The following is a 21,727-nucleotide window of genomic DNA, read 5'->3' as shown; positions in this document are numbered from 1 at the left end:
GGCGTCAGATTGCACTCGGCGGCGGCGCGACCACGGGTCGTTTCATCAGCCTGCGTTCGCGGATCAGGCTGTAGAGACCGGCACCCACCACGATGGCAGCCCCGATCAGCATCGGCGCATCGAGGGATTCGCCGAACAGGGTCCAGCCGATCACGAGGCCAAAGACGAGCCGGGTGTAGCGAAACGGCGTCACGAAGGCTATCTCGCCGGTCTGCATCGCCCGGGTCAGCGCGTAGTAGCCGACCATGCCGAGCGCGAGCGCGCCGAAGATCAGCCCGCCATCGGCGGCCCCGGGGCGGATCGCCCCGCCCGACAGCGCGAGCAGCCCGGCCCCCACCGGCACCAGCATGAAAAACCCCCAGGTCGAAAGCTGGAGCGGATGAACCTCGCGCGGGCAGGCGCGGGTGGCGAGATCACGCGTCGCCAGCCCGACGGCTGCGAGCAGGCCGAACAGAGCTTCGGGGCGAAATCCCTCGAACCCGGGGCGCAGGATGATCAGCACGCCCGCAAGCCCGACCGACAGCGCCGCCCAGCGCCGCCAGCCTACCTGCACCCGCATGAACACGATCGCCCCCAGCATCACGAACAGCGGCATCGCCTGCAGCAGCGCCGAGGCGAGCGAAAGCGGGATCAGGGTGAGTGCGGTGACAAAGGCGGCAGTGCCGACGATCTCGCCGGCGTTGCGCAGGATCACCATCGGGTGAAAGAACATGCGCGACCGCCAGCAATAGCCGGCACGCGTGGCGAGGATCGCAAAGGCCAGCCCGCCGCCCGCCCCGAGGTAGATCAGCACCTGGCCCATCGGCACCCGCGCCGTCACCGTCTTGATGAAAGCGTCCTCGATGGCAAAGCCCGCCATCGCGAGAACCATGAGTAACGCGCCGCGCAGATTGTCCATGGCAGGGCTCCGGTTGCGGGCGGCATCGCGGCCGCGCCTTCTTGCTGGGTGAAATGCTGCGGGGTCGCACGCCGCAGGCGTGCCTGCGGCCTGCGGGACAGAGCCCCGGGACGGGTCGGCCCGCGTCAGCGGGTCGACGTCGCCTCGTCGCCGGTGTCGATCACCTCGACGTCGTGGCTCAGCGCGGCGCTCTTGGCCATCATCGCCGAGGCCGAGCAGTATTTCTCGACCGAGAGGGCCACCGCGCGCTCGGCCTTGGCGGCGGTGAGGCCCCGGCCCTTGACGATGAAGCGCATGTGAATGCGGGTGAACACCTTGGGGTCGGTCTCGGCGCGGTCGGCGTCGAGTTCGACCTCGACGCTTTCCACCGGCTCGCGGCCTTTTTCGAGGATATGCACCACGTCATAGGCGGCGCAGCCGCCGGTGCCGATCAGCACCAGTTCCATCGGGCTCGGCCCCGGTTTCGGCCCCGCCTCGGAGGCGGCACCGAACACGATCTTGTGTCCGCTTTCCGCTTCGCCCACGAAGGTGCGGTCTTCCACCCATTTCACGCGCACATCCATTCTCAAGGTCTCCCGGTTCGCTGTTGCCTTCCGCTTGCTGCCCGAGGCGAGGATCGGGCGCAAGCGGTTTTGCATACCGAGCGGCGCGGCTGGTCAATCGTCGCGAAGCCGGGCAAGCAGCGCGGTCAGTCCGGCAATGCCGCCGAGGTCGCGCCGGTGGACGGGCACACCGAGAAGGCGCTCGATCCGCGCGGTGTGGGGCGAATGTGCAAGGCCCGCGGGGGCATGGTGGTAGAGCGCCTGCGGGGTAAGGGCGAGGTGGTCGCCCGGCGCGGCCGCCGCGCGCAAGTTGGCAGAGCTTGCGCGGCTCGGGTGATCCAGAAACCAGATATGCCCGGCACCCGGGTTGTTCGGCACCCCGGGCCAGGGCCAGCCGCTTGCGATCTCGGCGAAACTGTCACCCGACAGCATGAGGGCACGGCGGTGAACCCCGAAACCGGTCTTGATCATGTCGCTCAGGTGGCCGCCGAAGGTGCGTCCGTCGATCACGCCGCAGAACACCGCGTCACCGGTTGGCGGCGCGGTGGTGACCTGCCGCAATCCCAGCCCCTTGAGCAAGCCGCGAAGGGCGGTCGGTGCGAGCGTGCCTTGCGGGGTGCCGGCGACGGGATTGAGCAGAAGAACCCAGGGATTCACCTCAGGCACCGCGCAATGCCCGCGCGCGCCATGCCGAAGCACTGCGGGCTTGCAGGGTTGTCGCGGGATGAAAGTCCGGTCACATCGCTCCTCAATCCCCGCGCCCCTGGGGGCCGGGTGTTGATCCTGTCGCACCTGCCAGCTTCAGGCATGTCGGCCTGTTTCGCAAGCCCGCTTGGCGGGTCGGGTTCGGCAAGGTCGCGCGCAAGGAGTCCCGGCTCCCTTGCTCACACGCCTCGCGGGCGAAGGGGCTTGACTTCCCGCGCCGCGGCACTTCCTTTCGCGGCATGCAAGACAGGCGCGACATCGACCTCGGCGGCGGGGCCCTGCTGATCTTCCTGATGGTGATCCTCGCGGTCAACCAGGTTGTCATCAAGCTGACCAACGAGGGGCTGCAGCCGGTGTTCGCCGCGGGTTTGCGCTCGCTCGGGGCGGTGGCGGTGATCTGGGGCTGGATGCGGTTCCGCGGGTTGCGGCTCGATTTCTCCGCCGGAACGCGCGGCCCGGGGGTGCTGATCGGGCTGATCTTCTCGGTCGAGTTCCTCGCGCTGTTCCTTGCCCTCGACCTGACCACGGTAACCCGGGTCAGCGTGATCTTCTACTCGATGCCGGTCTGGATGGCGCTCACCGCGCATTTCGTGTTGCCGGGGGAGCGGCTTACGCCGATCCGCCTTGCCGGGTTGACGCTGGCCTTTGCCGGGGTCGCCTGGGCGATCGTCGACCGGTCGGGGTTTGGCGGCGAGGCGTCGCTGGCGGGGGATCTCGCGGCGCTGGTGGCCGCGCTCGGATGGATGGGCGTGTCGCTGATGCCGCGCCTGAGCCGTCTGTCGCGAACCGGGTTCGAGATGCAGATGTTCTGGCAGGTCGCGGTTTCGGTCCCGGTCCTGCTCGCCGCCTCGGTGTTCTTCGGCCCGCTCCTGCGCGATGTTTCGGTGATGACGGGGTGGCTGATGCTGTTCCAGATCGTCGTTGTGGCCTCGGGGGTTTTCCTCGCCTGGTTCTGGTTGCTCCAGCACTACAAAACCAGCCAGATCGCGGCCTTCGCGTTCCTTTCGCCGGTGTTCGGGGTGATCCTCGGCTGGCTCTGGCTCGGTGAAACGGTCACGACCGCGCTGGTTGCCCAGCTTGTGCTGGTGGCGGCCGGGATCATGCTGATCAACCGGCGAAGCTGACCGATCCGTGGTCTTTGCGTGGCCCTAGCCGCGCGGCTTGCGCTCGGCGGTCTTGGCCGCGTTCCACAAGGCGTCCATCTCTTCGAGCGAGGCGGTGTCGGGCGACTTGCCCACCTCGGCCAGCGCGGCCTCGATGGCTTCGAACCGGCGGATGAACTTGGCGTTGGCACCGCGCAGCGCCGCCTCGGGCTCGACGCCGAGATGACGGGCCAGGTTGGCAACGACAAAAAGCAGATCGCCGATTTCCTCGCTGAGCGCGTCATGGCCGAGATCGTCGCGCGCCTCGGCCACTTCGCGCGCCTCCTCGGCGATCTTGTCGAGCACCGGGTCGATCTCGCCCCAGTCGAACCCGACCCGCGCCGCGCGTTTTTGCAGCTTGTAGGCGCGCAGCAGGGCGGGCAGGCCCACCGCCACCCCGTCGAGCACGCCATGTTCGGCACGGGCCGCGCGCTCGGCCGCCTTCATCGCCTCCCAGTTCTCGGTCTGGGCCTCGGCGCTGTCGATCCCGGCCTGGTCGCCGAAAACATGCGGATGACGCGCCACCATCTTGTCGGCCATGTGGTTGGCGACGTCGTGGAAGGAGAACAGCCCCTGTTCCTCGGCCATGCGGGCATGAAACACCGACTGGAACAACAGATCGCCCAATTCGCCCTTGAGCTCGTCCCATGCCTCGCGCTCGATCGCGTCGGCCACCTCGTAGGCCTCCTCGATCGTGTAGGGCGCGATGGTGGCAAAGCTCTGCTCGACGTCCCAGGGGCAGCCGGTTTCGGGATCGCGCAGGCGGGCCATGATCTCGACGAGCCGAGCGATGCCGCCCTCGGGATCATGCACGATGTCGGCGTCTGTTTTGCCCATTGCGTCGGCCCTCGTTTCGGGGAAATCTGGCCGTTCATAGCAAAGCGCGCGAGAGGCCGAAACCCATGCCCGTCATCAACCGCATCGCGGCCTATGCCGATGACATGAAAACCTGGCGGCGGTGGCTCCATGCCCACCCCGAACTCAAGCTCGACTGCCACGAGACCGCCGCTTTCGTGGTGGAAAAGCTGCGCGATTTCGGGGTCGACGAGATCCACGAAGGGATCGCGCGCTCGGGCGTGGTGGCGATCATCGAGGGGCGGGGGCCGGGGCGCACCATCGGGTTGCGCGCCGACATGGACGCGCTGCCGATGGACGAGGAAACCGGGCTGGAGCATGCCTCCACCGTGCCCGGGCGGATGCATGCCTGCGGCCATGACGGCCATACCACGATGCTGCTCGGGGCCGCGCGCTACCTGGCCGAGACGCGCGCCTTCTCGGGCCGGGTCGCGCTGATCTTCCAACCCGCCGAGGAAGATATCGGCGGCGGCCGGATCATGGTGGAAGAGGGGATGATGGAGCGCTTCGGCATCGACGAGGTCTATGCGCTGCACAACGAGCCGGGCCTGCCCTTCGGCAGTTTTTCCACCACCCCGGGGCCGATCATGGCGGCGGTCGATACCTTCCGCATTCACATCCGGGGGCAGGGCGGCCACGGCGCCTATCCGCACGAGGCGGTCGACCCGATCCCGGCGGCGCTGGCGATCGCGCAAGGGTGCCAGACCATCGTGAGCCGCAACAACCCGCCGCGCGAAGATCTCGTGGCCTCGGTGACCATGGTGCAATCGGGCAGCGCCGACAACGTGATCCCCGAGAAGGCTTTCGTCGGCGGCACGGTGCGCACCTTCAATCCGGAAATCCGCGACATGGTGGAGCGGCGGATGGGCGAGATCGTGGCGGGCAGCGCGGCGGCTTACGGAGTCGAGGCGGTGCTTGACTACGAGCGCGGCTATCCGCCCACGGTCAACCACGCGGCCGAGGTGGAGAAGGCCGCGGCCGTGGCGCGCGGGATCGTGGGCGCACAGGCCGTCGAAACCGACCGGCCGCGCGAGATGGGGGCGGAGGATTTCTCCTACATGCTCGACGCCCGCCCCGGCGCCTTCCTGTTCCTCGGCCAGGGCGAGGGCCCGTCGGTGCACCACCCGAAATACGATTTCAACGACGAGATCGCCCCGATCGGCGCGAGCTTCTTCGCCCGCCTCGTCGAAACCCTGCAACCCGCCTGACCTGAGCGACGGCGCGCGCGACCGCGCCGTCGCCGGAGGAAAACACATGGCACTGGAAGACGCGAAAAAACAGGTCGATACCGCGATCACCCGGCCAGGCATGAAGGGGCCGAGCTTCGAGAACACCTTCTCGGGCCTGCCCAGCTTCCTGCGGCGGACCTTCACCAAGGATCTGAGCGTTGCCGATATCGCGATCACCGGCGCGCCCTTCGACCAGGCGGTGACCAACCGGCCCGGCGCGCGCCTCGGGCCGCGCGCGATCCGCGAGGCGAGCGCCCTGCAAAGCCCCGATGCGCCCTTCGGCTGGGGCTATGACGTGATGAGCGCCTTCGCCATCGCCGATTACGGCGATCTGGCCTTCGACTACGCTGCCCCCGCCGATTTCCCGGCCCGGCTGGAGGCCCATATCGCGGGCATCCTCGCGCAGGACTGCGCCGCGATCACGCTGGGGGGCGATCACTCGGTCACCCTGCCGATCCTGCGCGCCCATGCCGCCAGGCACGGCCCGCTGGCGCTGATCCAGTTCGACGCCCACACCGACAGCTGGCCCGATGATGACCCGGCCCGCGTCGATCACGGCACCTTCGTCTACAAGGCGGTGAAGGAGGGGCTGATCGTGCCCGAGCGCTCGATCCAGATCGGCATCCGCACCGAAGTGGACGACCGGCTTGGCATCGCCGGGGTCGATGCGCCCGAGGTGCACCGGATTGGCCCCGATCTCGTGGCCGACCGCATTCGCGAGGTGGTGGGCGATCATCCGGCCTATCTCACATTCGATATCGACGGGCTCGACCCGGCCTTCGCCCCCGGCACCGGCACGCCGGTCTGGGGCGGGCTGACGACGGCGCAGGCGGCGGCAACCTTGCGCGGGATCGCGGGGATCAACCTCGTCGGCGGCGACGTGGTGGAGGTCTCCCCACCCTATGATCACGCCGGGATCACCGCGGTCGCGGCGGCGCATGTGGCGGTGGAACTGCTCTGCCTCTGGGGCTGGACCCGGCGGTAGCGGGCGGCGCGGGGCGGGCGCGCTCAGTCGCAGCGCATCCAGTGCTCGATATAGCCGTCCCAGATCACCCAGAGCTCGCCGGGGGCCTGCATCAGCATCACCCGTCCCTCGGTCTGGCTGACCCCGTCACTATAGGTGCAGAGCGCATCGTAGAGGGTGGCCTCCATGCCGCGCACCGGCTCGGGGGCGGAGAGCACGCAAGGCATCTCGATCATCCGCAGGGTGTCGCCCCTGATCGAGGTGATCCCCTGCGGTTCGCCCGCGTCCCGGCAACTCGAAGCGCCGGGATAATAGTTCAAAGGCAGGTAATTGCCCTCGTAGGGTGTGGCGATGGCACCGCTGGCCAGCAGCACGGCGGCGAAGGTGAAAATGGGGCGCATCGCGGGCCTCCCGTTCCGGTGTGAACCGGGCGGAAGTCTACGGCATCAACAGCCATGTCGCATCATGGTGTGGCGTCGCAGGAGAGCCAGTCGGCCACCTGTCCGTCGCGGATGACGTAGACGCCGAAATCATGCGCCATCAGCATCACGCGCTCTTCGTAGCGCGTGCCTTCGCCGTCGCAGGTGGCATCGTAGAGCACTGCGTTCATGCCGCGCAATTCGACGGGCTCGGCAAGCTCGCAGATGTTCTCCACCCCGAACAGCCGGTCGCCTTCAATCGCCAGCGCGCCGCCTTCCATGCCGACATCGGTGCAATCCCAGGTCGCGGCGAAATCGTAGTTCGGCCGGTAAAGCCCGTCATAGGGTGTGGCGAACGCGAGGCCGGGCGCGATGGCGAGGACAAACAGGGCGGCACGCATCGGATTGATCCTTTCGGTCACGGGGCGGGTATTGCATAGAGACGTTAGCAAGAATTGCGAGGACGCGATGCTCAAATCCATCCTGATCGCGGTGCTCCTGATCGGCCTGGCGCAGGCCGCGATCCGGTTCACGCCGCTGCCGCGCCACCGGCTGAGCGCGCAACCCGGGCCTTTCGAGCCCGGGGTTCACCCGGTGCCCGGCGGGCTCAAGGTGGTGCGCCCGCTGTCCGAACTGCCCGAGGGGGCCTTCGCCCGGCTGCTGGACATCGCGGCCGAGACCGCGCGCACCGAGCGCGTCGGCACCGGGGTGGAACCTGCCGCCTTCGTCACCCGCTCGCGGCTCTGGGGTTTTCCCGATATCGCGGTGATCTGGCAGGATGGCGAAAACCTGCACCTGCATTCACACCTCGTCTATGGCCGCAGCGATCTCGGCATGAACGCCGCCCGGGTCGCGCGCTGGTTCGAGCGGCTCGAAGGGGGCCAGTGACGAGCTGACGCAAGGGCGGCCGGTGTCGCGCCAGATCGGGTTGTTGAGGCTCATCTCGCAGCGCGCGATGAAGGCCCGGCCGCCAACCACGAGGCAGATTTCCGCGTCCATCTCGACCCGCGCGCCCTGGCTGTCGGTGCAGTAGCAATCGAGCACCTTGCCGCCGGGCGTGGTGACATCGGCGAGGGCAGGCAGGGCGACAAGGCCCGCGAGGAGGCAGGGCAAAAGGCGCATCCCGCAATCATACTACAGACGCGCCACTTGACCAAACCCCGCCGATAGGCCACCTGATCGCCATGGTTCCATTCGATAAACTTGATGCGATCACCGAGCGGTTCGGCTACCTCGAAGCGCGCATGGCCGAGGGGCTCTCGGGCGAGGATTACGCCCGGGTCGGGCGCGAATACGCCCAGCTCAAGCCCGTGGTGGCCGAGATCGCCGCCTATCGCCAGCTTCTGGCGGACATCGCCGAGGCCGAGGCGATGCTCGCCGACCCGGAGATGCAAGCGCTCGCCGAGGAGGAATTGCCCCGTCTGAAGGCCCGGCTGCCGGAGGCCGAGCAGGCGATGCGGCTGGCGCTGCTGCCGCGCGACGAGGCCGATGCCCGCCCGGCGATCGTCGAGATCCGGCCCGGCACCGGCGGCGAGGAGGCGGCGCTGTTCGCGGGCGACCTGATGCGGATGTATCAGCGCTACGCCGAGCGCATGGGCTGGCGCTTCGAGGTGATCGAGCAGCAGCTCACCGAGCTGGGCGGGGTGAAGGAACTGGTCGCGCGGGTGTCGGGTGAGAATGTCTACGCCCGTCTCAAGTATGAAAGCGGGGTGCACCGGGTGCAGCGCGTGCCGGAGACCGAATCAGGCGGGCGGATACACACTTCCGCGGCCACCGTGGCAGTGTTGCCCGAGGCCGAGGACGTGGATATCGCGATCGACCAGAACGACCTTCGGATCGACACCATGCGCGCCTCTGGTGCGGGCGGGCAACACGTCAACACCACCGATTCGGCGGTGCGGATCACCCACCTGCCGTCCGGGATCGTGGTGACAAGTTCGGAGAAAAGCCAGCACCGCAACCGCGAGATCGCGATGCAGGTTCTGGCGTCGCGGTTGTTCGACATGGAACGCCAGAAGGCGGCCGATGCGCGCGCGGCCAACCGCAAGGCGCAGGTTGGCTCGGGCGACCGCTCCGAGCGCATCCGCACCTACAATTTCCCGCAAGGTCGGCTCACCGATCACCGCATCGGGCTGACGCTCTACAAGCTCGGCGAGGTGATGCAGGGCGACCTCGACGAGATCATCGACGCGCTGACCGAGACCGATCAGGCGCAACAACTGGCGGAGATGGACGCATGAGGCTGACACAGGCATTGGGCAAGGGCACCGGGCTTCTGGGTTTCGGCGGCATGGGCACGTCGGGGCGCGACAGCCGGGCGCTGCTCGCCCATGCGCTCGGCATACCCGCCGACCGGCTCACCCTCCACGCCGACCGCGAGGTGAGCGAGGAGGAGATGGCGCGCTACGAGGCGCTGTTGCATCGCAGGCTGGAGCACGAGCCGGTGAGCCGCATCATCGGGCGGCGGATGTTCTGGGGGCGTAACTTCAGGATCACCCCGCATGTGCTTGATCCAAGGCCAGAAACCGAAACCCTGGTGGCCGAGGCGCTGGCCGGACCGGCCCCGGCGCGGCTGCTCGATCTGGGCACAGGATCGGGGATTCTGGCGATCACGCTGTTGGCGGAATGGGCGCAGGCGGAGGCGCTGGCGAGCGATGTTTCGCCCGAGGCGCTGATCGTGGCGCGCTCGAACGCCGAGGATCTCGGCGTCGCCGACCGGCTCACGCTGATCGAGGCGGACTGGTTCTCCGGGATCGACGCGCGGTTTGAACTGATCGTGTCGAACCCGCCCTACATTGCCGCGGGGGAGATGGACGGGCTCGATCCTGAGGTGCGCGAGCACGATCCCGAGATCGCGCTGACGCCGGGCGGCGACGGGCTCGACGCCTACCGCGCCATTGCCGCCGGAGCCGGCGCGCGGCTCGCGCCGGGGGGGCGGCTGCTGGTGGAGATCGGTCCGACGCAAGGCGCGCAGGTTGCCGCGCTGTTGCGCGCTGCCGGACTTGTTGACGTCGAGGTGTTGCCGGATCTCGACGGGCGCGACCGGGTCGTGCGGGGCGCACGCAAGTGAAGAAAGGTGCGAGGCGCACGCAAGTGAAAATGGTGCGAGGCGCACGCGATTGAAAAAGGTGCAGGGCGTGCGCAAGTAGAGGGATGCGGGCCATCCGCACGTGAAGGCTTGCGCGGCGTGTGGTGTTTTGTGGCCCTGCGACACCACGGATCGGCGCAGCCTTGCCAAAATTGCGTTTTTCCCTTGTCAGCGCGGCCCGGGCGTGCATAAACGGGGTTAGTGGCAGGGCGCAGTCGTTTGATTGCCTGTCACGGGCAAGCCGAAAGATGGGACATCAGCGAGGCGCCAAGTGCAGCCGGTCCCGCCAAGAGCCAACAAAAGGCTGGAAACAAGAGTTCATGAGACCATCCAAATCACGTTCGCGTGGCAAAGCGCGCAGCAACAATCGCTCGCCTGCCAATAATCTCAACCGGGTGTTCGACAGTTCCGGCCCCGAGGGCAAGGTGCGCGGCACGCCGCAACAGATCATCGACAAGTATTCCCAGCTATCCCGCGATGCCTTTCTTGGCAACGACAGGGTGGCAGCGGAGAACTTCCAGCAGCACGCCGAGCACTACATCCGGCTTCTCTCCGAGGCCCAGCGCGACGCCGAAGACAAGCGCCAGCAGCTCGAACAGCAAAACCGCGACCGCCAGCAGCAGCAGCAAAAGCAGCGCGAACGCGACGACCGCGGGCGCGACGAGAGCGAGGCCAAGTCCCAGCCCGATACCGATGCTTCCGACGCCGAGGTGATCGACAGCGGGTCGCAGACCGACAGCGGGCTGGTGGAAACCCCCGAGGCCAAGCCGCGCAAACCCAGCCGCAGCCGCAAGCCCAAGGCCAAGCCGGCACCGGACGCGGATGGCGGCCCGGCGGACGGATCGACCGGCAACGCCCGAAGCGACGCGCCGGAAGCGGCCGAATAACCGTGGCGTGACCCGGGCGCGGAAAAAGCGCAAATTCGGCCGCCTTCCGGGGCGGCCTTTTTTGTTTTGCACCTGCGCGGGTCTTTGCCGCGCGGCGCACAAGCCCTAGGCTGACGGTATGAACATCACCCTGAGGCAGTTGTCCTATTTCATCGCGCTCGCCGAAACGCGGCATTTCGGCCGTGCCGCCGCACGTGCCCACGTGACCCAGCCCGCGCTATCGACCCAGATCCGCGAGCTTGAGGAACGCCTTGGCACCAGCCTGGTCGATCGCAGCGACCGTGCCTTCCGGCTGACGCCCGGCGGGCAGGAGGTGCTTGCCTCGGCGCGGCGGATCATGGCCGAGATCGAGCGCATGGAGGCGGGCGCGCGCTGGCGCGACGGGCTGCACGGACGCCTCAAGCTCGGCATCATCCCCACCGTCGCGCCCTATCTCCTGCCCGAGGCCCTGCCGGGACTGCGCGCGCGCGACGTGACGCTCGATCTGCGTCTGCGCGAGGCGCAAACGGCGGTCCTGCTCGACGAACTGGCCGATGGGTTGCTTGATGCCGCGGTGATCGCGCTGCCGTCGGGCGGTGAGGGGCTGGTCGAACTTCCGCTGTTCGAGGATCGCTTCCTGCTTGCCGCGCGCGCCGACCATGTCGCCGAGATGCGCGGCGCGGGCGATCTGCCGCGCCCGACCGAGTTGAACCCGTCGCGGCTCCTGCTTCTTGACGAGGGCCATTGCCTTGCCGACCAGGCGCTCGAAATCTGTGGCACCCGGCGTCCGGCCACGCGGGTCGATCTCGGCGCGTCCTCGCTGCGCACGCTCTGCGGCCTCGTCGGCGCGGGGTTTGGCCAGACATTGCTACCCGAGATTGCCCATGCCACCGAGGCACCGGGCACGCCGGGGATGGCGGTGATGCGCTTTGCCGAACCCGAGCCGATGCGCGTGATCGGGTTGGTGCGGCGTGATCTCGGCGGGCCGGACGGGTGGTTTCGCGATCTTGCCGAGGTGCTTGCCGAGGCCGGGGCGGCGCTGGTGTCGCGCGCCAACCCGGAGTGAGCGGGGCGCAAGCCTTGCGCGCCGCGCATATCACGCATTCGTGCCTTTGGCTGTGACAAGCGCGCGCAAGCCGTTATATGGGGGCGAACGGAGGTATCTTGCATGCGTGATCTGAAAACGCCCGAAGGCCGGCATCCGGAAAAGGCCCATCGGCCCGACAATGCCCAGCCGAAAAAGCCCGACTGGATCCGCGTGCGCGCGCCGGGCGGCGCGGGCTACGCCGAGACCCACAAGATCATGCGCGAGCACGGGCTGGCCACGGTGTGCGAGGAGGCGGGCTGCCCCAACGTTGGCGAGTGCTGGAATCACGGCCACGCCACGATGATGATCATGGGCGAGATCTGCACGCGCGGCTGCACCTTCTGCAACATCGCGACGGGCCGTCCGCAAACGCTCGATGCCTTCGAGCCGGGCCGGGTGGCCGACGCGGTGCAGAAACTGGGGTTGAACCATGTCGTGATCACCTCCGTCGACCGCGACGATCTCGACGATGGCGGGGCAGAGCATTTCGCGATGACGATCCGCGCGATCCGCAGGCGCAGCCCCGAGACCACGATCGAGATCCTCACCCCCGATTTCCTCCGCTGCGGCCCGGAGGCGCTGGAGGTGGTGGTCGAGGCAAAACCGGACGTGTTCAACCACAACCTCGAAACCGTGCCCGGGCTCTACCCCGAGGTGCGCCCCGGCGCGCGCTATTTCCACTCGCTGCGGCTGTTGCAACGGGTCAAGGAACTGGACCCTGCGATGTTCACCAAGTCGGGGATCATGGTGGGCCTGGGCGAAGACCGGCAGGGCGTGATGCAGGTGATGGACGACATGCGCGCCGCCGACATCGACTTTCTCACCATCGGGCAATACCTCCAGCCGACGCCGAAACACCACGCGGTGGATCGTTTCGTCACGCCCGACGAATTCAAGGCCTACGAGAAGGCGGCCTGGGGAAAGGGTTTCCTGATGGTCTCGGCCACGCCGCTGACCCGGTCCTCCTACCACGCCGGCAACGACTTTTCCCGGCTGCGCGAAAACCGGCTGGCGAAGCTCGGGCAGGGCTAGGCGCGGGGCCCGTCAGCGATAGGTCACGGGCCGCTGCGGTGCGCGGTTCACCTCGAGGGTGAACACGTCCGGCCGGGCGTAATGGCCCGTCGCGTCGAACTTGCGGCGCGAGGCCCGGGCTGCGGCCGGGTCGATCTCGGCATAAAGCAGGCCCTTCTCCCGGTGCATCGGGCCCGCGAACGTGCTGCCGAAGGGTTTGTAGACCACCGCGTCGCCCGGGTTGATCCATTCCTCGGGGTCGGGAAACAGCGTGTCGCGGTGCGGCAGGTTTTCGGGAATGTCGCTCGCTTCCAGCGCGGTGGCGCAGCCGATCACCCAGCAGCCGCCCTCGCGGGCGATGTGCTGCATCGTCGCGAGCCAGGTGTCGCCGGAATCCCAGGTCGGCGCGACGTAGATGTCGATATTCTGGGCGTAGAGCGCGGCGCGGGCGAGCGGCATGTAGTTCTCCCAGCAGATCAGGCTGCCGATCCGGCCCACGGCGGTGTCGACCACGTTGAGCCCGGCGCCGTCGCCGAAGCCCCAGACCATGCGTTCCGGGTTGGTCGGCATCAGCTTGCGGTGGTTGTTCACGATCCGGCCATCGGCGTCGATGATCGCGCAACTGTTGAACAGCGTGGAGCCGGAGACGGCGCCGTCGATCTCCTGGTGACCGATCACCACCACCATGCCGTGGTCGCGGGCCGCCGCGCGAAGGGGCGCCAGACCGTCACGCGAGAGATCGACCGAGTTGGCCTGCGAGATCGCGAACAGCTCGTCGGTCTTGCCCATGTCCTTGCCCGGCGCAAAGCGCCAGACGAAGGTGGGGTAGCCGGGCAGCCAGACTTCGGGAAAGACGAGAAGCTGCGCCCCTTGCGCGGCGGCCTCGGCGACGAGTTCCGCGGCGCGCTCCAGGGATTTCTCCAGGTCTAGATAGACCGGCGGTTGCTGGACGACGGCGATCTTTGTCATGCGGGCGCTCCCCTGGGCGGGGAACCCCGCGCAAAGAGCGATCCTACCACACTCCTTGCGCCGAGTCGCGCCCCGCCTGAAACCTGCCCGGTGGCCTGTCAGTCTGCCAGCGCCTGGTAGCACTCGGTCAGGAGCTGTTCGTCGTGCACGTCGTCCGGGCTGTTGAGGTAGATTTCCCAGGTCGGCGGGGCAAAGGCGAGCCCCTCGGCTTCCATGTGCTTCATCATCGCGTCGTAGTCATCGCGCAGCGTGGCGTAGCTGCCGAGATGGGTGAAATGCAGCACCTTGCCGCCCGGCGTGGTGTCGGCCTTCACCGTGCCGTCTGCGGCCGCCATGTCGTCTTGTGCTATGGTGAAACCGGCGCGGAAGGCCATCTGGCCCTCGCTGTAGTCGTGATAGACCGACAGCGCGCCGCCAGCGGGTGACACACCGTGGCGTTCCATGAACGCCCAGACTTCGCCGAGCGCCGTCTCCATCGCCGCTGAAATCTCCCCCGGGTCCATCGAGGTGCTGCGCTCGACGTAGAGATACGGGGTTTGCCCGACCTCGATGAGTGCGAATTTCGGCATCGTGACCTCCCATCGCTCTGGTTGATACCGGAACGCTATGCGGCCGGTGGCGATGGTGCCTTGACCGGCGTCAAGGTTGGCCGTGATGAGAGGTGATTCAGGGTTGCAAGGCTTGGTAGAGGTCGGTCAGCAATGCGTCCTCTGCCACCTGGTCGGGGCTGTTGCGGTAGACTTCCCATGTCGGTGCGGCAAACCCGAGGCCCGCGGCGGTCACGAAGCCGTGCATTTCGCCGTAGGCACCACGAATGCCGCTGTAGCTGCCCTTGTGACGCCCGTGCACCACGTGCCCGCCCGGGGTGACATCGGCCTTCACCGCGCCGGTCGCCGCGTCCATGTCGGCGCGGTTGACGATGAAGCCGCAGCGGAACGTCATCACGTCCGGGTCATACGCGTGGTAGACCGCCAGAGCGCCACCGGCGGGCGCTATGCCGTGGCTTTCCATGAAACCCCAGACCTCGCCGAGACCGGAGCCCATGGCAGGCCCGATCTCGCTCGGGTCCATCTTGCAGGTGCGTTCGACATAGAGATAGGGCATCTCTTCCACATCGACGAGTTCGAAATCCGCCATGTCGCCCTCCCTGGCTGACAGGTGTTCAATCCACCGAGGCTATCCGAGCCGGGCCAATGTGGCCAAGGCAATGTTGCCGGACTTCATCCGTCGAGCGGCAGGCGTGCGAGGTAGGCGGCGATGGCTTCGCGATCGCGCTCGGGCAGTTGCGCGAGGTTTTCCACCACGAGGGCCATGTGGCCGCCGGCCATGTCGTAGTCGGGGGTGAAGCCGGAGCTGAAGTATTCCACCAGTTCGTCCTGCGACCAGTCGAGCTCGGGCGGGGTGAGGTCGGGGAAGCTGCCGCGCCCGGCAGGATTGGGCGCGCCGGTGAGCCAGTCTGCCCCGGTCTTGGTGCCGCCGAGCGCGTTGCGCGGGCTGTGGCATTCGGCGCAGTGCCCCATCGCTTCCACCAGAACCCGGCCGCGGGTTTCCTCCTCGGTGAGATCGCCGTCCATCACCCAGCCCTCCCGCAGGAACAACAGCTTCCAGCCGCCGAGGCTGGCGCGGATGTTGAACGGAAAGGGCACCGCATGGGGCTGCGACGGGGTGGCATCGGCGGGCAGCGTCTGCAGGTAGGCGTGCAGATCGACCACGTCCTGCGCCGTCATCCGCACGTAGGAGGCATAGGGAAACGCCGGGTAGTAGTGCTGCCCTTCGGGCGAGGTGCCGTGGTGCAGCGCGTTCCACAGATCGAGCGCGCTCCAGTCGCCGATACCCTGGTCCGGGTCGGCGCTGATATTGGGTGCGGTGAAGCTGCCGAAGGGCGAGGGAAAGCTCTGGCCGCCCGCAAGCAACAGCTTTGCGTCACCCTCGGCCTCGGGGGCCATGTGGCACGAGGCGCAGCCCGCGGCGGTAAACACCACCTCGCCGCGCGCGGCGTCGCCGGTCAGCCCTGCAAGTGCCTCCGCACCATCGGCGCGCGGGCGGGTGAACCAGAGCCCGAGGGCCACGGCGACAAGGACGAAGAGGGCAAGGCGGACAATCCAGCGACGCATCGGGCACTCCAGGGTTGTTGCAGACCAGGCGGCACGGGAACGCCGCTGGCATTGCTGCGAGCCTAGCGCGGTCGGCGCGCCATGACACCCCCGCGCGGATCGCGCACCAAAACGTGAAAGCCCCGCCACCGGGCTGCCGAGGCCCTCAGCGGTTGATCCGGCCCTTGGGCGTGCTGTCGATCCGCATCCACTCGGGCGTGCCGAACACCCGCTCCAGTCCCCAGATCGCCAGCGCGATGGCAATCACCGCGAGCACCAGCTTGACCCGCTTCGCGCCCGGCGGGTGGCGGGCCCATTTCGCCATGCGCAGGAAATGGCGGGGGATGATGTTCATTCTTCGGCCAGGAAGCGCACGGCACCGATATAGGGCAGGTTGCGGTTGCGCTGCGCATAGTCGATGCCGTAGCCGACGACGAATTCATCCGGAATCTCGAAGCCGGTCCAGTCGGCCTTGATATCGACCTCGCGGCGCGTCGGCTTGTCGAGCAGGGCGACGGTTTTCAGCCGTTTCGGCTCCTTTGCCCGCAGCAGCCCGACAACATGCCTGAGGGTGTAGCCGGTATCGACGATATCCTCCACGACCAGCACGTCGCGATCATGAATTTCGCCGCGCAAGTCCTTCAGAATACGGACCTCCCGGCTCGACTCGGTCGAATCGCCGTAGGACGTGGCCTCGATGAAATCGACCTCCACCGGCAAGTCCAGTTCGCGCACCATGTCGGCGATGAACACGAAAGAGCCGCGCAACAGCCCGACCACCACCAGCTTGTCGGTGCCCTGGAAGGTGTCGTGGATTTCCCGCGCCAGCGCTTCAACCCGCGCGGCAATGGTCTTGGCCGAGATCATCTCGTCTATGACATATGGCCGCGTTGGCATGGTCGCCCCCTTGCATCCCTGCTCCCGGATATGGGATTAGCGCGCCGAGAGCCGCGAGGGAAGGGCAACATGCCGACACATTCCGAGATCCGCCGGATGCCCTACAGCGCCCGCCAGATGTATGACCTGGTGGCGGACGTGATGCGGTACCCCGAGTTCATCCCCTGGATCGCGGCGGCACGGATCCGCTCGGTCACGCCGCGCCATGACGGCACCCAGTTGATGGAGGCCGATCTGGTGGTGAGCTTCAAGGTGTTCCGCGAGAAGTTCGGCAGCCGGGTGGTGCTCGACGAGCCGGGGCTCGGGCTTGATATCGAGTATCTCGACGGGCCGTTCAAACACATGCGCAGCCGCTGGCGCTTTCGCGATATCGAGGGTGGATGCGAGGTCGATTTCCACGTCGATTTCGAGTTCCGCAACGCGGTGTTGCAAAAGATCATCGGGGTGGTGTTCAACGAGGCGATGCATCGCATCGTGCGGGCCTTCGAGGCGCGCGCGAAGGTGCTCTACGGGGCCGGCGCGACGGGCTGAGCCTTCCGCGTTTCAGTCTTTCTCCGCCAGCGGATGATGCTCCAGAACCAGCGCCTTGAGGCGCTCGTCGAGCACATGGGTGTAGATCTCGGTGGTCGAGACATCGGCATGGCCGAGCAGGGTCTGGATCGCGCGCAGATCGGCACCATGGGCGAGCAGGTGGGTGGCGAAGGCGTGGCGCAGCCGGTGCGGCGTGACCGCGTCCGGCGAGACCCCGGCCGCGACCGCGAAGGCCTTGATCAGCCCGTGGAAGCGATGCCGGGTCAGGTGGCCGTCCTTGCCGGTCGAGGGAAACAGGAACGCCGAGGGACGTTTGCCCTTTTCGCGCGCCTTGTCCTGCAAGTCGTCGCGCATCTCCAACCAATCGCCAAGCGCGGCGCGGGCCGGAGCGGAGAGCGGCACGAGGCGTTCCTTGCCACCCTTGCCGCGCACCAGCAGCATCCGCGGATCACCCCGGGCCGCGGCCACCGGCAGGCCGACCAGTTCGCTGACCCGCATCCCGGTGGCATAGAGCAGTTCCATCAGGCAGGCGTTGCGGGCGCGCTCGGCGGGGGTTCGGCCATGGCCTTTCGCCGCGTCGATCAGGCGGGTGACCTCGGATTCGCTCAATGTCTGGGGCAGGGATTTCACCTTGCCCGGCCCGCTGATCCGCAAAGCCGGATTGTCGTCGCGCCAGCCCTCCTCGAAGGCGAAGCGATAGAGCCCCTTGACCGCCGAGAGCCTGCGCGCGCGGGTCGAGACCGCCAAGCCCTGGTCCGCACAATCCACCAGCCATGCCTCGATGTCGTCGCGGCTGGCGCTGGCGGGGCCACGCCCCTTGCGTTCAAGAAACCCGGTAAAATCCTTCAGGTCGCGGCCGTAGGCCAGCAGGGTGTTGCGCGCGGCATCAAGCTCGGCGGCCTGTGCCTCCAGAAAGGCGGAAATCCAGCGCCCGGCCTCATCTCCGATGCTCATCCGCGCCGATCCAGGACCAGGAATTCGAGCGCGGCGCGCCGGGCGGTGTCTTCCAGCCCGACCGCGCGCAGCAAGGCGAGGGCATCGGTGACCTTGTCGAGATTGCCGTCGGTGCCTTCGTCGAACAACGCGAGCGCGCGCAGCACCGCTTCGCCGAGCCGGTCGTCCTCGATCAGCGAGGCAAGACGAGCCGGGGGCCGCGTCGACGAGAACCCTTCGATCACCGCGCGGGCCCGCCCATCGGGCGCGGCGAGCCCGGCAACATTGCCCTTCGCGACGCCCGCGAGGAGGGCGTCGAGCGGGGTGTCGGGAACGTCCGATTGCGCGGCATCTTCATAATCATCCGAAAGCAGGGCCATCCGGAACGCGATTTCTCCGGCTTCGACGGGCAGGCCCATTGCGTGCAGCCTTGGGCCGAGAATGCGCGCGATGGGCACCTCGACCCGGGCCGCGTCGAGCGCGGCCCATGCGCGCGGCAAGACCTGGGCCACGCCGGCCCTGTCGTCGATCTCGAGCCGTGAGTCGAGCGCCTGAATTGCCGCAACCCGCTCCCAGACGCCGCCGGAGGCGGCGGGGCTTCGTTCGGTGTAGAGCCCGAGAAGCTGGTTGCCGGACACCGCGCCGACGCGCGCCAGCCGCTCGCCCGCCTCGATGCGGGCCTTCCAGCCGCTATCCTCGCCGAGGTCGGAATGGGCGAAGGCAAGCGGCAGGCCCGCGGTGGGGATCGGCTCGCCGATCGCTTCATACATCCGGAAGGTCAGGGGCGACGGCTGCACCGGGTTGGGCAGGGGCGGCTCGCCCTCGAAAAGCTCGGGATCGAGGAACCGTTCAAAGAGCGCGGCGTCGTCCTCGTCGATCAACCCCAGAACCGCGCCGGTGCCGAGCAGAAGCTCCGCGCCGGTCCAGTCGCCCGCGCGCGCAAGGCAGAAGATCCGGGCCTGGTAGCTGGGCGACAGGCCCGGAAGCTCCGTCAGGTTCTCGCACAAGGGTTGTTCCTCGCCGGTGAGCAGCGCCACATCGAAGCGGCGGCGGAAGACCTCGGGGTCTTCTATCCCGGCACGTTCGAGCAAGGCTCCGGCCTGGTCCAGCGCGCCCATTTCGAGCAACTTATCGACCCTGGCGAAGAAGATCGAGCGGCCATCGGCGCTCGGATCGCGCGGGGGGGCCAACTCGGCGAGCAGGATCGTGTTGAGCAGCGCCTGCAGAGCGGGCAGGGTTTCGGCGCGCTCGGCCCGGATCCGGCGCACGATGTCCTCGGCGCGCGAGGTGCCCCAGAGATCGGCGGGCAGGCCGGTGACGGCGGGCGAGAGGATGCCGATCGCATCGGGACGTTGATCGGCGGAATCGAGCGGCGAGACGGTAACCGGGGCCAGCGGCGGGCCGGGTGCGATGGCCGGTTCGGCCGGGGTCGCGGGCACCGGAGCAGGGGTGGCGACGCTGTCGGAGAGCCAGTCGATCGCCGACATCGGCGCGCCCGATTCCTGCGCCGCGAGCGATGCCGCGGCGAGGCCGAAGATCATCGACAGGGCCGTCGTCTTCCTAGTTTGCATCCAGCGTCACCGGAAGGTTTTGCGGGCTCTGTGGCGGCCCGAGGTCCCCCAGATAGGCGAAAGCGACAAGCCCGATGGCACCGAGGATTGCCAGAACCAGGACCAGTTTCAGCAGCCGCCCGATCATAATGTTGCCCCTTCGTGTTTCGCAGGTTTTTTTGCCCCGCCACTTCCTATATGCCATGCTTTCGGAGGTCACGCCATGTCGGCGCGACGTGAATTTTTGGCGAGGCATTGCCGGTTTGGCATTCCGGGTGAAGAAACCCATCGTGATGGTGGGGATGATGGGCGCGGGCAAGTCCGCGGTCGGGCGCACCCTTGCCCAGACCATCGGCGTGCCCTTCATCGACAGTGACGACGAGATCGAGCGCGCTGCCGCGATGACCATTGCGGAAGTGTTCGCGCGCGACGGCGAGGCGTTTTTCCGTGCCCGGGAATCGGAGGTGCTGCGGCGCTTGCTCGCCGAGGGGCCGCGCGTGATCGCGACCGGCGGCGGGGCGTTTCTGTCGGAGCAGAACCGCGCCGCGATCGCCGCGGCCGGGGTGTCGGTCTGGCTCAAGGCCGATCTCGACCTGTTGTGGGAGCGGGTGCGCCACAAGCCGACCCGGCCGCTGTTGCAGACGCCCGATCCGAAAGGCACGCTGGCCCGGCTCTACGCGGCGCGCGAGGCGAGCTATGCAAGGGCCGATCTGGTGGTCGAGGCCGATCCCGGCTACACCCTGCCGGAGATGACCCGCCAGGTGATCCGGGCACTTGAAACCCGGCCCGACGTGATCGAGGAGAACGCTTGATGGATGTGGTGAAGGTGGCGCTCGGGGCGCGGGCCTACGAGGTGCGCATCGGTGCCGGTCTGGTGGCGCGCGCGGGCGCGCAGATCGCGCCGCTGCTCGCCCGCAAGCGCGTGGCGATCGTCACCGAGGAACGGGTGGCCGGGCTCCACCTTGCCGCGCTCGAAGCCGGCCTCGCCGCGGAGGGCATCACCGCCGAGACGTTGATCCTGCCGCCGGGCGAGGCCACGAAAAGCTGGGCGCACCTGCAGGAAGTGGTCGAATGGCTGATCGCGCAGAAGATCGAGCGCGGCGACATGGTGGTGGCCTTCGGCGGTGGCGTGATCGGCGATCTTGCGGGTTTCGCCGCCGCGATCCTGCGCCGGGGGGTGCGCTTCGTGCAGATCCCCACTTCGCTGCTGGCGCAGGTCGACAGTTCGGTCGGCGGCAAGACCGGGATCAATTCCCCCCGGGGCAAGAACCTGATCGGCGCCTTCCACCAGCCCAGCCTCGTGCTGGCCGATATCGACGTGCTCGGCACGCTGACGCCCCGCGATTTTCTCGCCGGTTATGGCGAGGTCGTGAAATATGGCGGGTTGGGGAGCCTCGACTTCTTCGAATGGCTCGAAACCCATGGGCCTGCGCTTGCGGCAGGCGATACGGTTCTGCGACAGGAAGCGGTGCGCCGCTCGGTGCAGATGAAGGCCGATATCGTGGCCCGCGACGAGACCGAGCAGGGCGACCGCGCGCTCCTGAACCTCGGCCATACCTTCGGCCATGCGTTGGAGGCGGCAACCGGCTACGGCGACCGGCTGTTGCACGGCGAGGGCGTGGCGATCGGCTGCGTGCTGGCCTTCGAGACCTCCGCCCGCCTCGGGTTGATGGCGCAGGAGGCACCGTCGCGGCTGCGTGCGCATCTCGCGGCGATGGGCATGAAGCGCGACCTCGCCGAGATTCCCGGCGATCTCCCGGACGTCGAGGGCCTGATGGCGCTGATGGCGCAGGACAAGAAGGTGGACGCCGGGCGGCTGCGCTTCATCCTCGCGCGCGGCATCGGCGAGGCATTCGTGGCCGAGGACGTTGACCTGGCGGTGGTGCGCGGGGTTCTGGCGGAAGCGCTCGCGGGGCGCTAGGGGCAATTTGCGCCGCGACAGCGCACG

At 67.9% G+C, this 21,727-nt stretch carries 28 protein-coding genes; 12 read left to right on the top strand and 16 right to left on the bottom strand.

Annotated elements, in window-relative coordinates; all coding sequences use genetic code 11:
* Nucleotides 1-4: 4 nt before the first annotated feature.
* The 3 genes from B9Y97_RS17350 to B9Y97_RS17340 form a co-directional block, all read right to left on the bottom strand.
* The gene (locus B9Y97_RS17350; protein WP_085527930.1) at nt 5-898 is read right to left on the bottom strand and encodes a DMT family transporter; all 894 of its coding nucleotides are present in this window, start codon (nt 896-898) and stop codon (nt 5-7) included.
* A 125-nt stretch (nt 899-1,023) separates the two neighbouring features.
* On the bottom strand, nt 1,024-1,461 hold the full coding sequence (locus B9Y97_RS17345; RefSeq protein WP_085528329.1) for an OsmC family protein: 438 nt from the start codon (nt 1,459-1,461) through the stop codon (nt 1,024-1,026).
* A gap of 93 nt (nt 1,462-1,554) precedes the next feature.
* The gene (locus B9Y97_RS17340) at nt 1,555-2,097 is read right to left on the bottom strand and encodes a DUF1697 domain-containing protein (protein ID WP_176224407.1); all 543 of its coding nucleotides are present in this window, start codon (nt 2,095-2,097) and stop codon (nt 1,555-1,557) included.
* A gap of 287 nt (nt 2,098-2,384) precedes the next feature.
* Between B9Y97_RS17340 and B9Y97_RS17335 the strand changes: the two genes are divergently transcribed.
* Complete coding sequence (locus B9Y97_RS17335; protein WP_085527928.1) at nt 2,385-3,269, top strand: DMT family transporter; 885 nt, start codon at nt 2,385-2,387, stop codon at nt 3,267-3,269.
* Between the two features lie 24 nt (nt 3,270-3,293).
* Here B9Y97_RS17335 and mazG read toward each other — a convergent pair whose 3' ends face one another.
* A complete protein-coding gene (gene mazG / locus B9Y97_RS17330) occupies nt 3,294-4,124 on the bottom strand; it encodes a nucleoside triphosphate pyrophosphohydrolase (protein WP_085527927.1) in 831 nt (276 codons plus the stop codon).
* Between the two features lie 65 nt (nt 4,125-4,189).
* On the opposite strand from mazG, the gene B9Y97_RS17325 reads away from it, so the two are divergent.
* Together B9Y97_RS17325 and speB are read left to right on the top strand one after the other, a co-directional pair.
* Nucleotides 4,190-5,350, top strand: coding sequence for a M20 aminoacylase family protein (locus B9Y97_RS17325; RefSeq protein WP_085527926.1), 1,161 nt, complete (start codon nt 4,190-4,192; stop codon nt 5,348-5,350).
* A gap of 46 nt (nt 5,351-5,396) precedes the next feature.
* Nucleotides 5,397-6,356: an agmatinase gene (gene speB / locus B9Y97_RS17320; RefSeq protein ID WP_085527925.1), complete on the top strand. Its 960-nt coding sequence runs from the start codon at nt 5,397-5,399 to the stop codon at nt 6,354-6,356.
* A gap of 23 nt (nt 6,357-6,379) precedes the next feature.
* Here speB and B9Y97_RS17315 read toward each other — a convergent pair whose 3' ends face one another.
* Nucleotides 6,380-6,736 (bottom strand): hypothetical protein, encoded by a 357-nt coding sequence (locus B9Y97_RS17315; protein ID WP_085527924.1) that lies wholly within the window; start codon nt 6,734-6,736, stop codon nt 6,380-6,382.
* 62 nt (nt 6,737-6,798) lie between these two features.
* Nucleotides 6,799-7,155 carry a hypothetical protein gene (locus B9Y97_RS17310; protein ID WP_139828362.1) on the bottom strand — a complete coding sequence of 119 codons (357 nt, stop codon included), beginning with the start codon at nt 7,153-7,155 and terminating at the stop codon, nt 6,799-6,801.
* A gap of 67 nt (nt 7,156-7,222) precedes the next feature.
* On the opposite strand from B9Y97_RS17310, the gene B9Y97_RS17305 reads away from it, so the two are divergent.
* The gene (locus B9Y97_RS17305; protein ID WP_176224406.1) at nt 7,223-7,642 is read left to right on the top strand and encodes a DUF1499 domain-containing protein; all 420 of its coding nucleotides are present in this window, start codon (nt 7,223-7,225) and stop codon (nt 7,640-7,642) included.
* Here the strand turns inward: B9Y97_RS17305 and B9Y97_RS17300 are convergent.
* On the bottom strand, nt 7,556-7,876 hold the full coding sequence (locus tag B9Y97_RS17300) for a hypothetical protein (RefSeq protein ID WP_085527921.1): 321 nt from the start codon (nt 7,874-7,876) through the stop codon (nt 7,556-7,558). The genes B9Y97_RS17305 and B9Y97_RS17300 overlap by 87 nt on opposite strands.
* Before the next feature lie 62 nt (nt 7,877-7,938).
* Here B9Y97_RS17300 and prfA point away from each other — a divergent pair, with 62 nt between their 5' ends.
* From prfA to lipA, 5 genes are all read left to right on the top strand, one after another.
* Nucleotides 7,939-8,994, top strand: a complete 1,056-nt coding sequence (prfA, locus tag B9Y97_RS17295) for a peptide chain release factor 1 (protein WP_085527920.1) — start codon at nt 7,939-7,941, stop codon at nt 8,992-8,994.
* A complete protein-coding gene (prmC, locus tag B9Y97_RS17290) occupies nt 8,991-9,824 on the top strand; it encodes a peptide chain release factor N(5)-glutamine methyltransferase (protein ID WP_085527919.1) in 834 nt (277 codons plus the stop codon). The genes prfA and prmC overlap by 4 nt, the downstream gene beginning before the upstream one ends.
* Before the next feature lie 338 nt (nt 9,825-10,162).
* Nucleotides 10,163-10,729 carry a DUF4167 domain-containing protein gene (locus B9Y97_RS17285; RefSeq protein WP_085527918.1) on the top strand — a complete coding sequence of 189 codons (567 nt, stop codon included), beginning with the start codon at nt 10,163-10,165 and terminating at the stop codon, nt 10,727-10,729.
* Between the two features lie 118 nt (nt 10,730-10,847).
* Nucleotides 10,848-11,774 carry a LysR substrate-binding domain-containing protein gene (locus tag B9Y97_RS17280; RefSeq protein WP_085527917.1) on the top strand — a complete coding sequence of 309 codons (927 nt, stop codon included), beginning with the start codon at nt 10,848-10,850 and terminating at the stop codon, nt 11,772-11,774.
* Nucleotides 11,775-11,876: 102 nt separating this feature from the next.
* Nucleotides 11,877-12,827 carry a lipoyl synthase gene (gene lipA, locus B9Y97_RS17275; RefSeq protein WP_085527916.1) on the top strand — a complete coding sequence of 317 codons (951 nt, stop codon included), beginning with the start codon at nt 11,877-11,879 and terminating at the stop codon, nt 12,825-12,827.
* A 12-nt stretch (nt 12,828-12,839) separates the two neighbouring features.
* Here lipA and B9Y97_RS17270 read toward each other — a convergent pair whose 3' ends face one another.
* From B9Y97_RS17270 to hpt, 6 genes are all read right to left on the bottom strand, one after another.
* The gene (locus B9Y97_RS17270; RefSeq protein WP_085527915.1) at nt 12,840-13,775 is read right to left on the bottom strand and encodes a carbon-nitrogen hydrolase family protein; all 936 of its coding nucleotides are present in this window, start codon (nt 13,773-13,775) and stop codon (nt 12,840-12,842) included.
* A gap of 98 nt (nt 13,776-13,873) precedes the next feature.
* The gene (locus B9Y97_RS17265) at nt 13,874-14,344 is read right to left on the bottom strand and encodes a GyrI-like domain-containing protein (protein ID WP_085527914.1); all 471 of its coding nucleotides are present in this window, start codon (nt 14,342-14,344) and stop codon (nt 13,874-13,876) included.
* Nucleotides 14,345-14,441: 97 nt separating this feature from the next.
* Complete coding sequence (locus B9Y97_RS17260; protein WP_085527913.1) at nt 14,442-14,912, bottom strand: GyrI-like domain-containing protein; 471 nt, start codon at nt 14,910-14,912, stop codon at nt 14,442-14,444.
* Between the two features lie 83 nt (nt 14,913-14,995).
* Complete coding sequence (locus tag B9Y97_RS17255; protein ID WP_085527912.1) at nt 14,996-15,889, bottom strand: cytochrome c; 894 nt, start codon at nt 15,887-15,889, stop codon at nt 14,996-14,998.
* A 145-nt stretch (nt 15,890-16,034) separates the two neighbouring features.
* A complete protein-coding gene (locus tag B9Y97_RS17250; protein ID WP_085527911.1) occupies nt 16,035-16,223 on the bottom strand; it encodes a hypothetical protein in 189 nt (62 codons plus the stop codon).
* Complete coding sequence (gene hpt / locus B9Y97_RS17245; protein WP_085527910.1) at nt 16,220-16,765, bottom strand: hypoxanthine phosphoribosyltransferase; 546 nt, start codon at nt 16,763-16,765, stop codon at nt 16,220-16,222. The genes B9Y97_RS17250 and hpt overlap by 4 nt, the downstream gene beginning before the upstream one ends.
* A 69-nt stretch (nt 16,766-16,834) precedes the next feature.
* On the opposite strand from hpt, the gene B9Y97_RS17240 reads away from it, so the two are divergent.
* Nucleotides 16,835-17,296 carry a type II toxin-antitoxin system RatA family toxin gene (locus B9Y97_RS17240; RefSeq protein ID WP_085527909.1) on the top strand — a complete coding sequence of 154 codons (462 nt, stop codon included), beginning with the start codon at nt 16,835-16,837 and terminating at the stop codon, nt 17,294-17,296.
* A 12-nt stretch (nt 17,297-17,308) separates the two neighbouring features.
* Here B9Y97_RS17240 and B9Y97_RS17235 read toward each other — a convergent pair whose 3' ends face one another.
* From B9Y97_RS17235 to B9Y97_RS18220, 3 genes are read right to left on the bottom strand one after another with little or no spacing between them, the layout of a single operon-like run.
* Nucleotides 17,309-18,250: a site-specific tyrosine recombinase XerD gene (locus tag B9Y97_RS17235; protein ID WP_085527908.1), complete on the bottom strand. Its 942-nt coding sequence runs from the start codon at nt 18,248-18,250 to the stop codon at nt 17,309-17,311.
* The gene (locus B9Y97_RS17230; protein WP_085527907.1) at nt 18,247-19,800 is read right to left on the bottom strand and encodes a hypothetical protein; all 1,554 of its coding nucleotides are present in this window, start codon (nt 19,798-19,800) and stop codon (nt 18,247-18,249) included. Before B9Y97_RS17230 ends, B9Y97_RS17235 begins: the two co-directional genes overlap by 4 nt.
* Nucleotides 19,790-19,927, bottom strand: a complete 138-nt coding sequence (locus B9Y97_RS18220; RefSeq protein ID WP_176224246.1) for a hypothetical protein — start codon at nt 19,925-19,927, stop codon at nt 19,790-19,792. The genes B9Y97_RS17230 and B9Y97_RS18220 overlap by 11 nt, the downstream gene beginning before the upstream one ends.
* A 115-nt stretch (nt 19,928-20,042) precedes the next feature.
* Here B9Y97_RS18220 and B9Y97_RS17220 point away from each other — a divergent pair, with 115 nt between their 5' ends.
* Nucleotides 20,043-20,591 (top strand): shikimate kinase, encoded by a 549-nt coding sequence (locus B9Y97_RS17220; protein WP_176224423.1) that lies wholly within the window; start codon nt 20,043-20,045, stop codon nt 20,589-20,591.
* Nucleotides 20,588-21,700: a 3-dehydroquinate synthase gene (aroB, locus tag B9Y97_RS17215; protein ID WP_139828360.1), complete on the top strand. Its 1,113-nt coding sequence runs from the start codon at nt 20,588-20,590 to the stop codon at nt 21,698-21,700. Before B9Y97_RS17220 ends, aroB begins: the two co-directional genes overlap by 4 nt.
* Nucleotides 21,701-21,727: the final 27 nt, after the last annotated feature.

It is taken from the genome of Maritimibacter sp. HL-12, from assembly GCF_900177545.1.
Taxonomy (GTDB): Bacteria; Pseudomonadota; Alphaproteobacteria; order Rhodobacterales; family Rhodobacteraceae; genus Sinisalibacter.
Note: the sequence above shows the minus strand (reverse complement) of the source record. Positions and strands in the feature narration are given on the sequence as shown.

Coding starts and splice junctions, on each gene's coding strand:
- B9Y97_RS17350 (WP_085527930.1), bottom strand. CDS start 898: ATGGACAATCTGCGCGGCGCGTTACTCATGGTTCTCGCGATGGCGGGC.
- B9Y97_RS17345 (WP_085528329.1), bottom strand. CDS start 1,461: ATGGATGTGCGCGTGAAATGGGTGGAAGACCGCACCTTCGTGGGCGAA.
- B9Y97_RS17335 (WP_085527928.1), top strand. CDS start 2,385: ATGCAAGACAGGCGCGACATCGACCTCGGCGGCGGGGCCCTGCTGATC.
- mazG (WP_085527927.1), bottom strand. CDS start 4,124: ATGGGCAAAACAGACGCCGACATCGTGCATGATCCCGAGGGCGGCATC.
- B9Y97_RS17325 (WP_085527926.1), top strand. CDS start 4,190: ATGCCCGTCATCAACCGCATCGCGGCCTATGCCGATGACATGAAAACC.
- speB (WP_085527925.1), top strand. CDS start 5,397: ATGGCACTGGAAGACGCGAAAAAACAGGTCGATACCGCGATCACCCGG.
- B9Y97_RS17315 (WP_085527924.1), bottom strand. CDS start 6,736: ATGCGCCCCATTTTCACCTTCGCCGCCGTGCTGCTGGCCAGCGGTGCC.
- B9Y97_RS17310 (WP_139828362.1), bottom strand. CDS start 7,155: ATGCGTGCCGCCCTGTTTGTCCTCGCCATCGCGCCCGGCCTCGCGTTC.
- B9Y97_RS17305 (WP_176224406.1), top strand. CDS start 7,223: ATGCTCAAATCCATCCTGATCGCGGTGCTCCTGATCGGCCTGGCGCAG.
- B9Y97_RS17300 (WP_085527921.1), bottom strand. CDS start 7,876: ATGCGCCTTTTGCCCTGCCTCCTCGCGGGCCTTGTCGCCCTGCCTGCC.
- prfA (WP_085527920.1), top strand. CDS start 7,939: ATGGTTCCATTCGATAAACTTGATGCGATCACCGAGCGGTTCGGCTAC.
- prmC (WP_085527919.1), top strand. CDS start 8,991: ATGAGGCTGACACAGGCATTGGGCAAGGGCACCGGGCTTCTGGGTTTC.
- B9Y97_RS17285 (WP_085527918.1), top strand. CDS start 10,163: ATGAGACCATCCAAATCACGTTCGCGTGGCAAAGCGCGCAGCAACAAT.
- B9Y97_RS17280 (WP_085527917.1), top strand. CDS start 10,848: ATGAACATCACCCTGAGGCAGTTGTCCTATTTCATCGCGCTCGCCGAA.
- lipA (WP_085527916.1), top strand. CDS start 11,877: ATGCGTGATCTGAAAACGCCCGAAGGCCGGCATCCGGAAAAGGCCCAT.
- B9Y97_RS17270 (WP_085527915.1), bottom strand. CDS start 13,775: ATGACAAAGATCGCCGTCGTCCAGCAACCGCCGGTCTATCTAGACCTG.
- B9Y97_RS17265 (WP_085527914.1), bottom strand. CDS start 14,344: ATGCCGAAATTCGCACTCATCGAGGTCGGGCAAACCCCGTATCTCTAC.
- B9Y97_RS17260 (WP_085527913.1), bottom strand. CDS start 14,912: ATGGCGGATTTCGAACTCGTCGATGTGGAAGAGATGCCCTATCTCTAT.
- B9Y97_RS17255 (WP_085527912.1), bottom strand. CDS start 15,889: ATGCGTCGCTGGATTGTCCGCCTTGCCCTCTTCGTCCTTGTCGCCGTG.
- B9Y97_RS17250 (WP_085527911.1), bottom strand. CDS start 16,223: ATGAACATCATCCCCCGCCATTTCCTGCGCATGGCGAAATGGGCCCGC.
- hpt (WP_085527910.1), bottom strand. CDS start 16,765: ATGCCAACGCGGCCATATGTCATAGACGAGATGATCTCGGCCAAGACC.
- B9Y97_RS17240 (WP_085527909.1), top strand. CDS start 16,835: ATGCCGACACATTCCGAGATCCGCCGGATGCCCTACAGCGCCCGCCAG.
- B9Y97_RS17235 (WP_085527908.1), bottom strand. CDS start 18,250: ATGAGCATCGGAGATGAGGCCGGGCGCTGGATTTCCGCCTTTCTGGAG.
- B9Y97_RS17230 (WP_085527907.1), bottom strand. CDS start 19,800: ATGCAAACTAGGAAGACGACGGCCCTGTCGATGATCTTCGGCCTCGCC.
- B9Y97_RS18220 (WP_176224246.1), bottom strand. CDS start 19,927: ATGATCGGGCGGCTGCTGAAACTGGTCCTGGTTCTGGCAATCCTCGGT.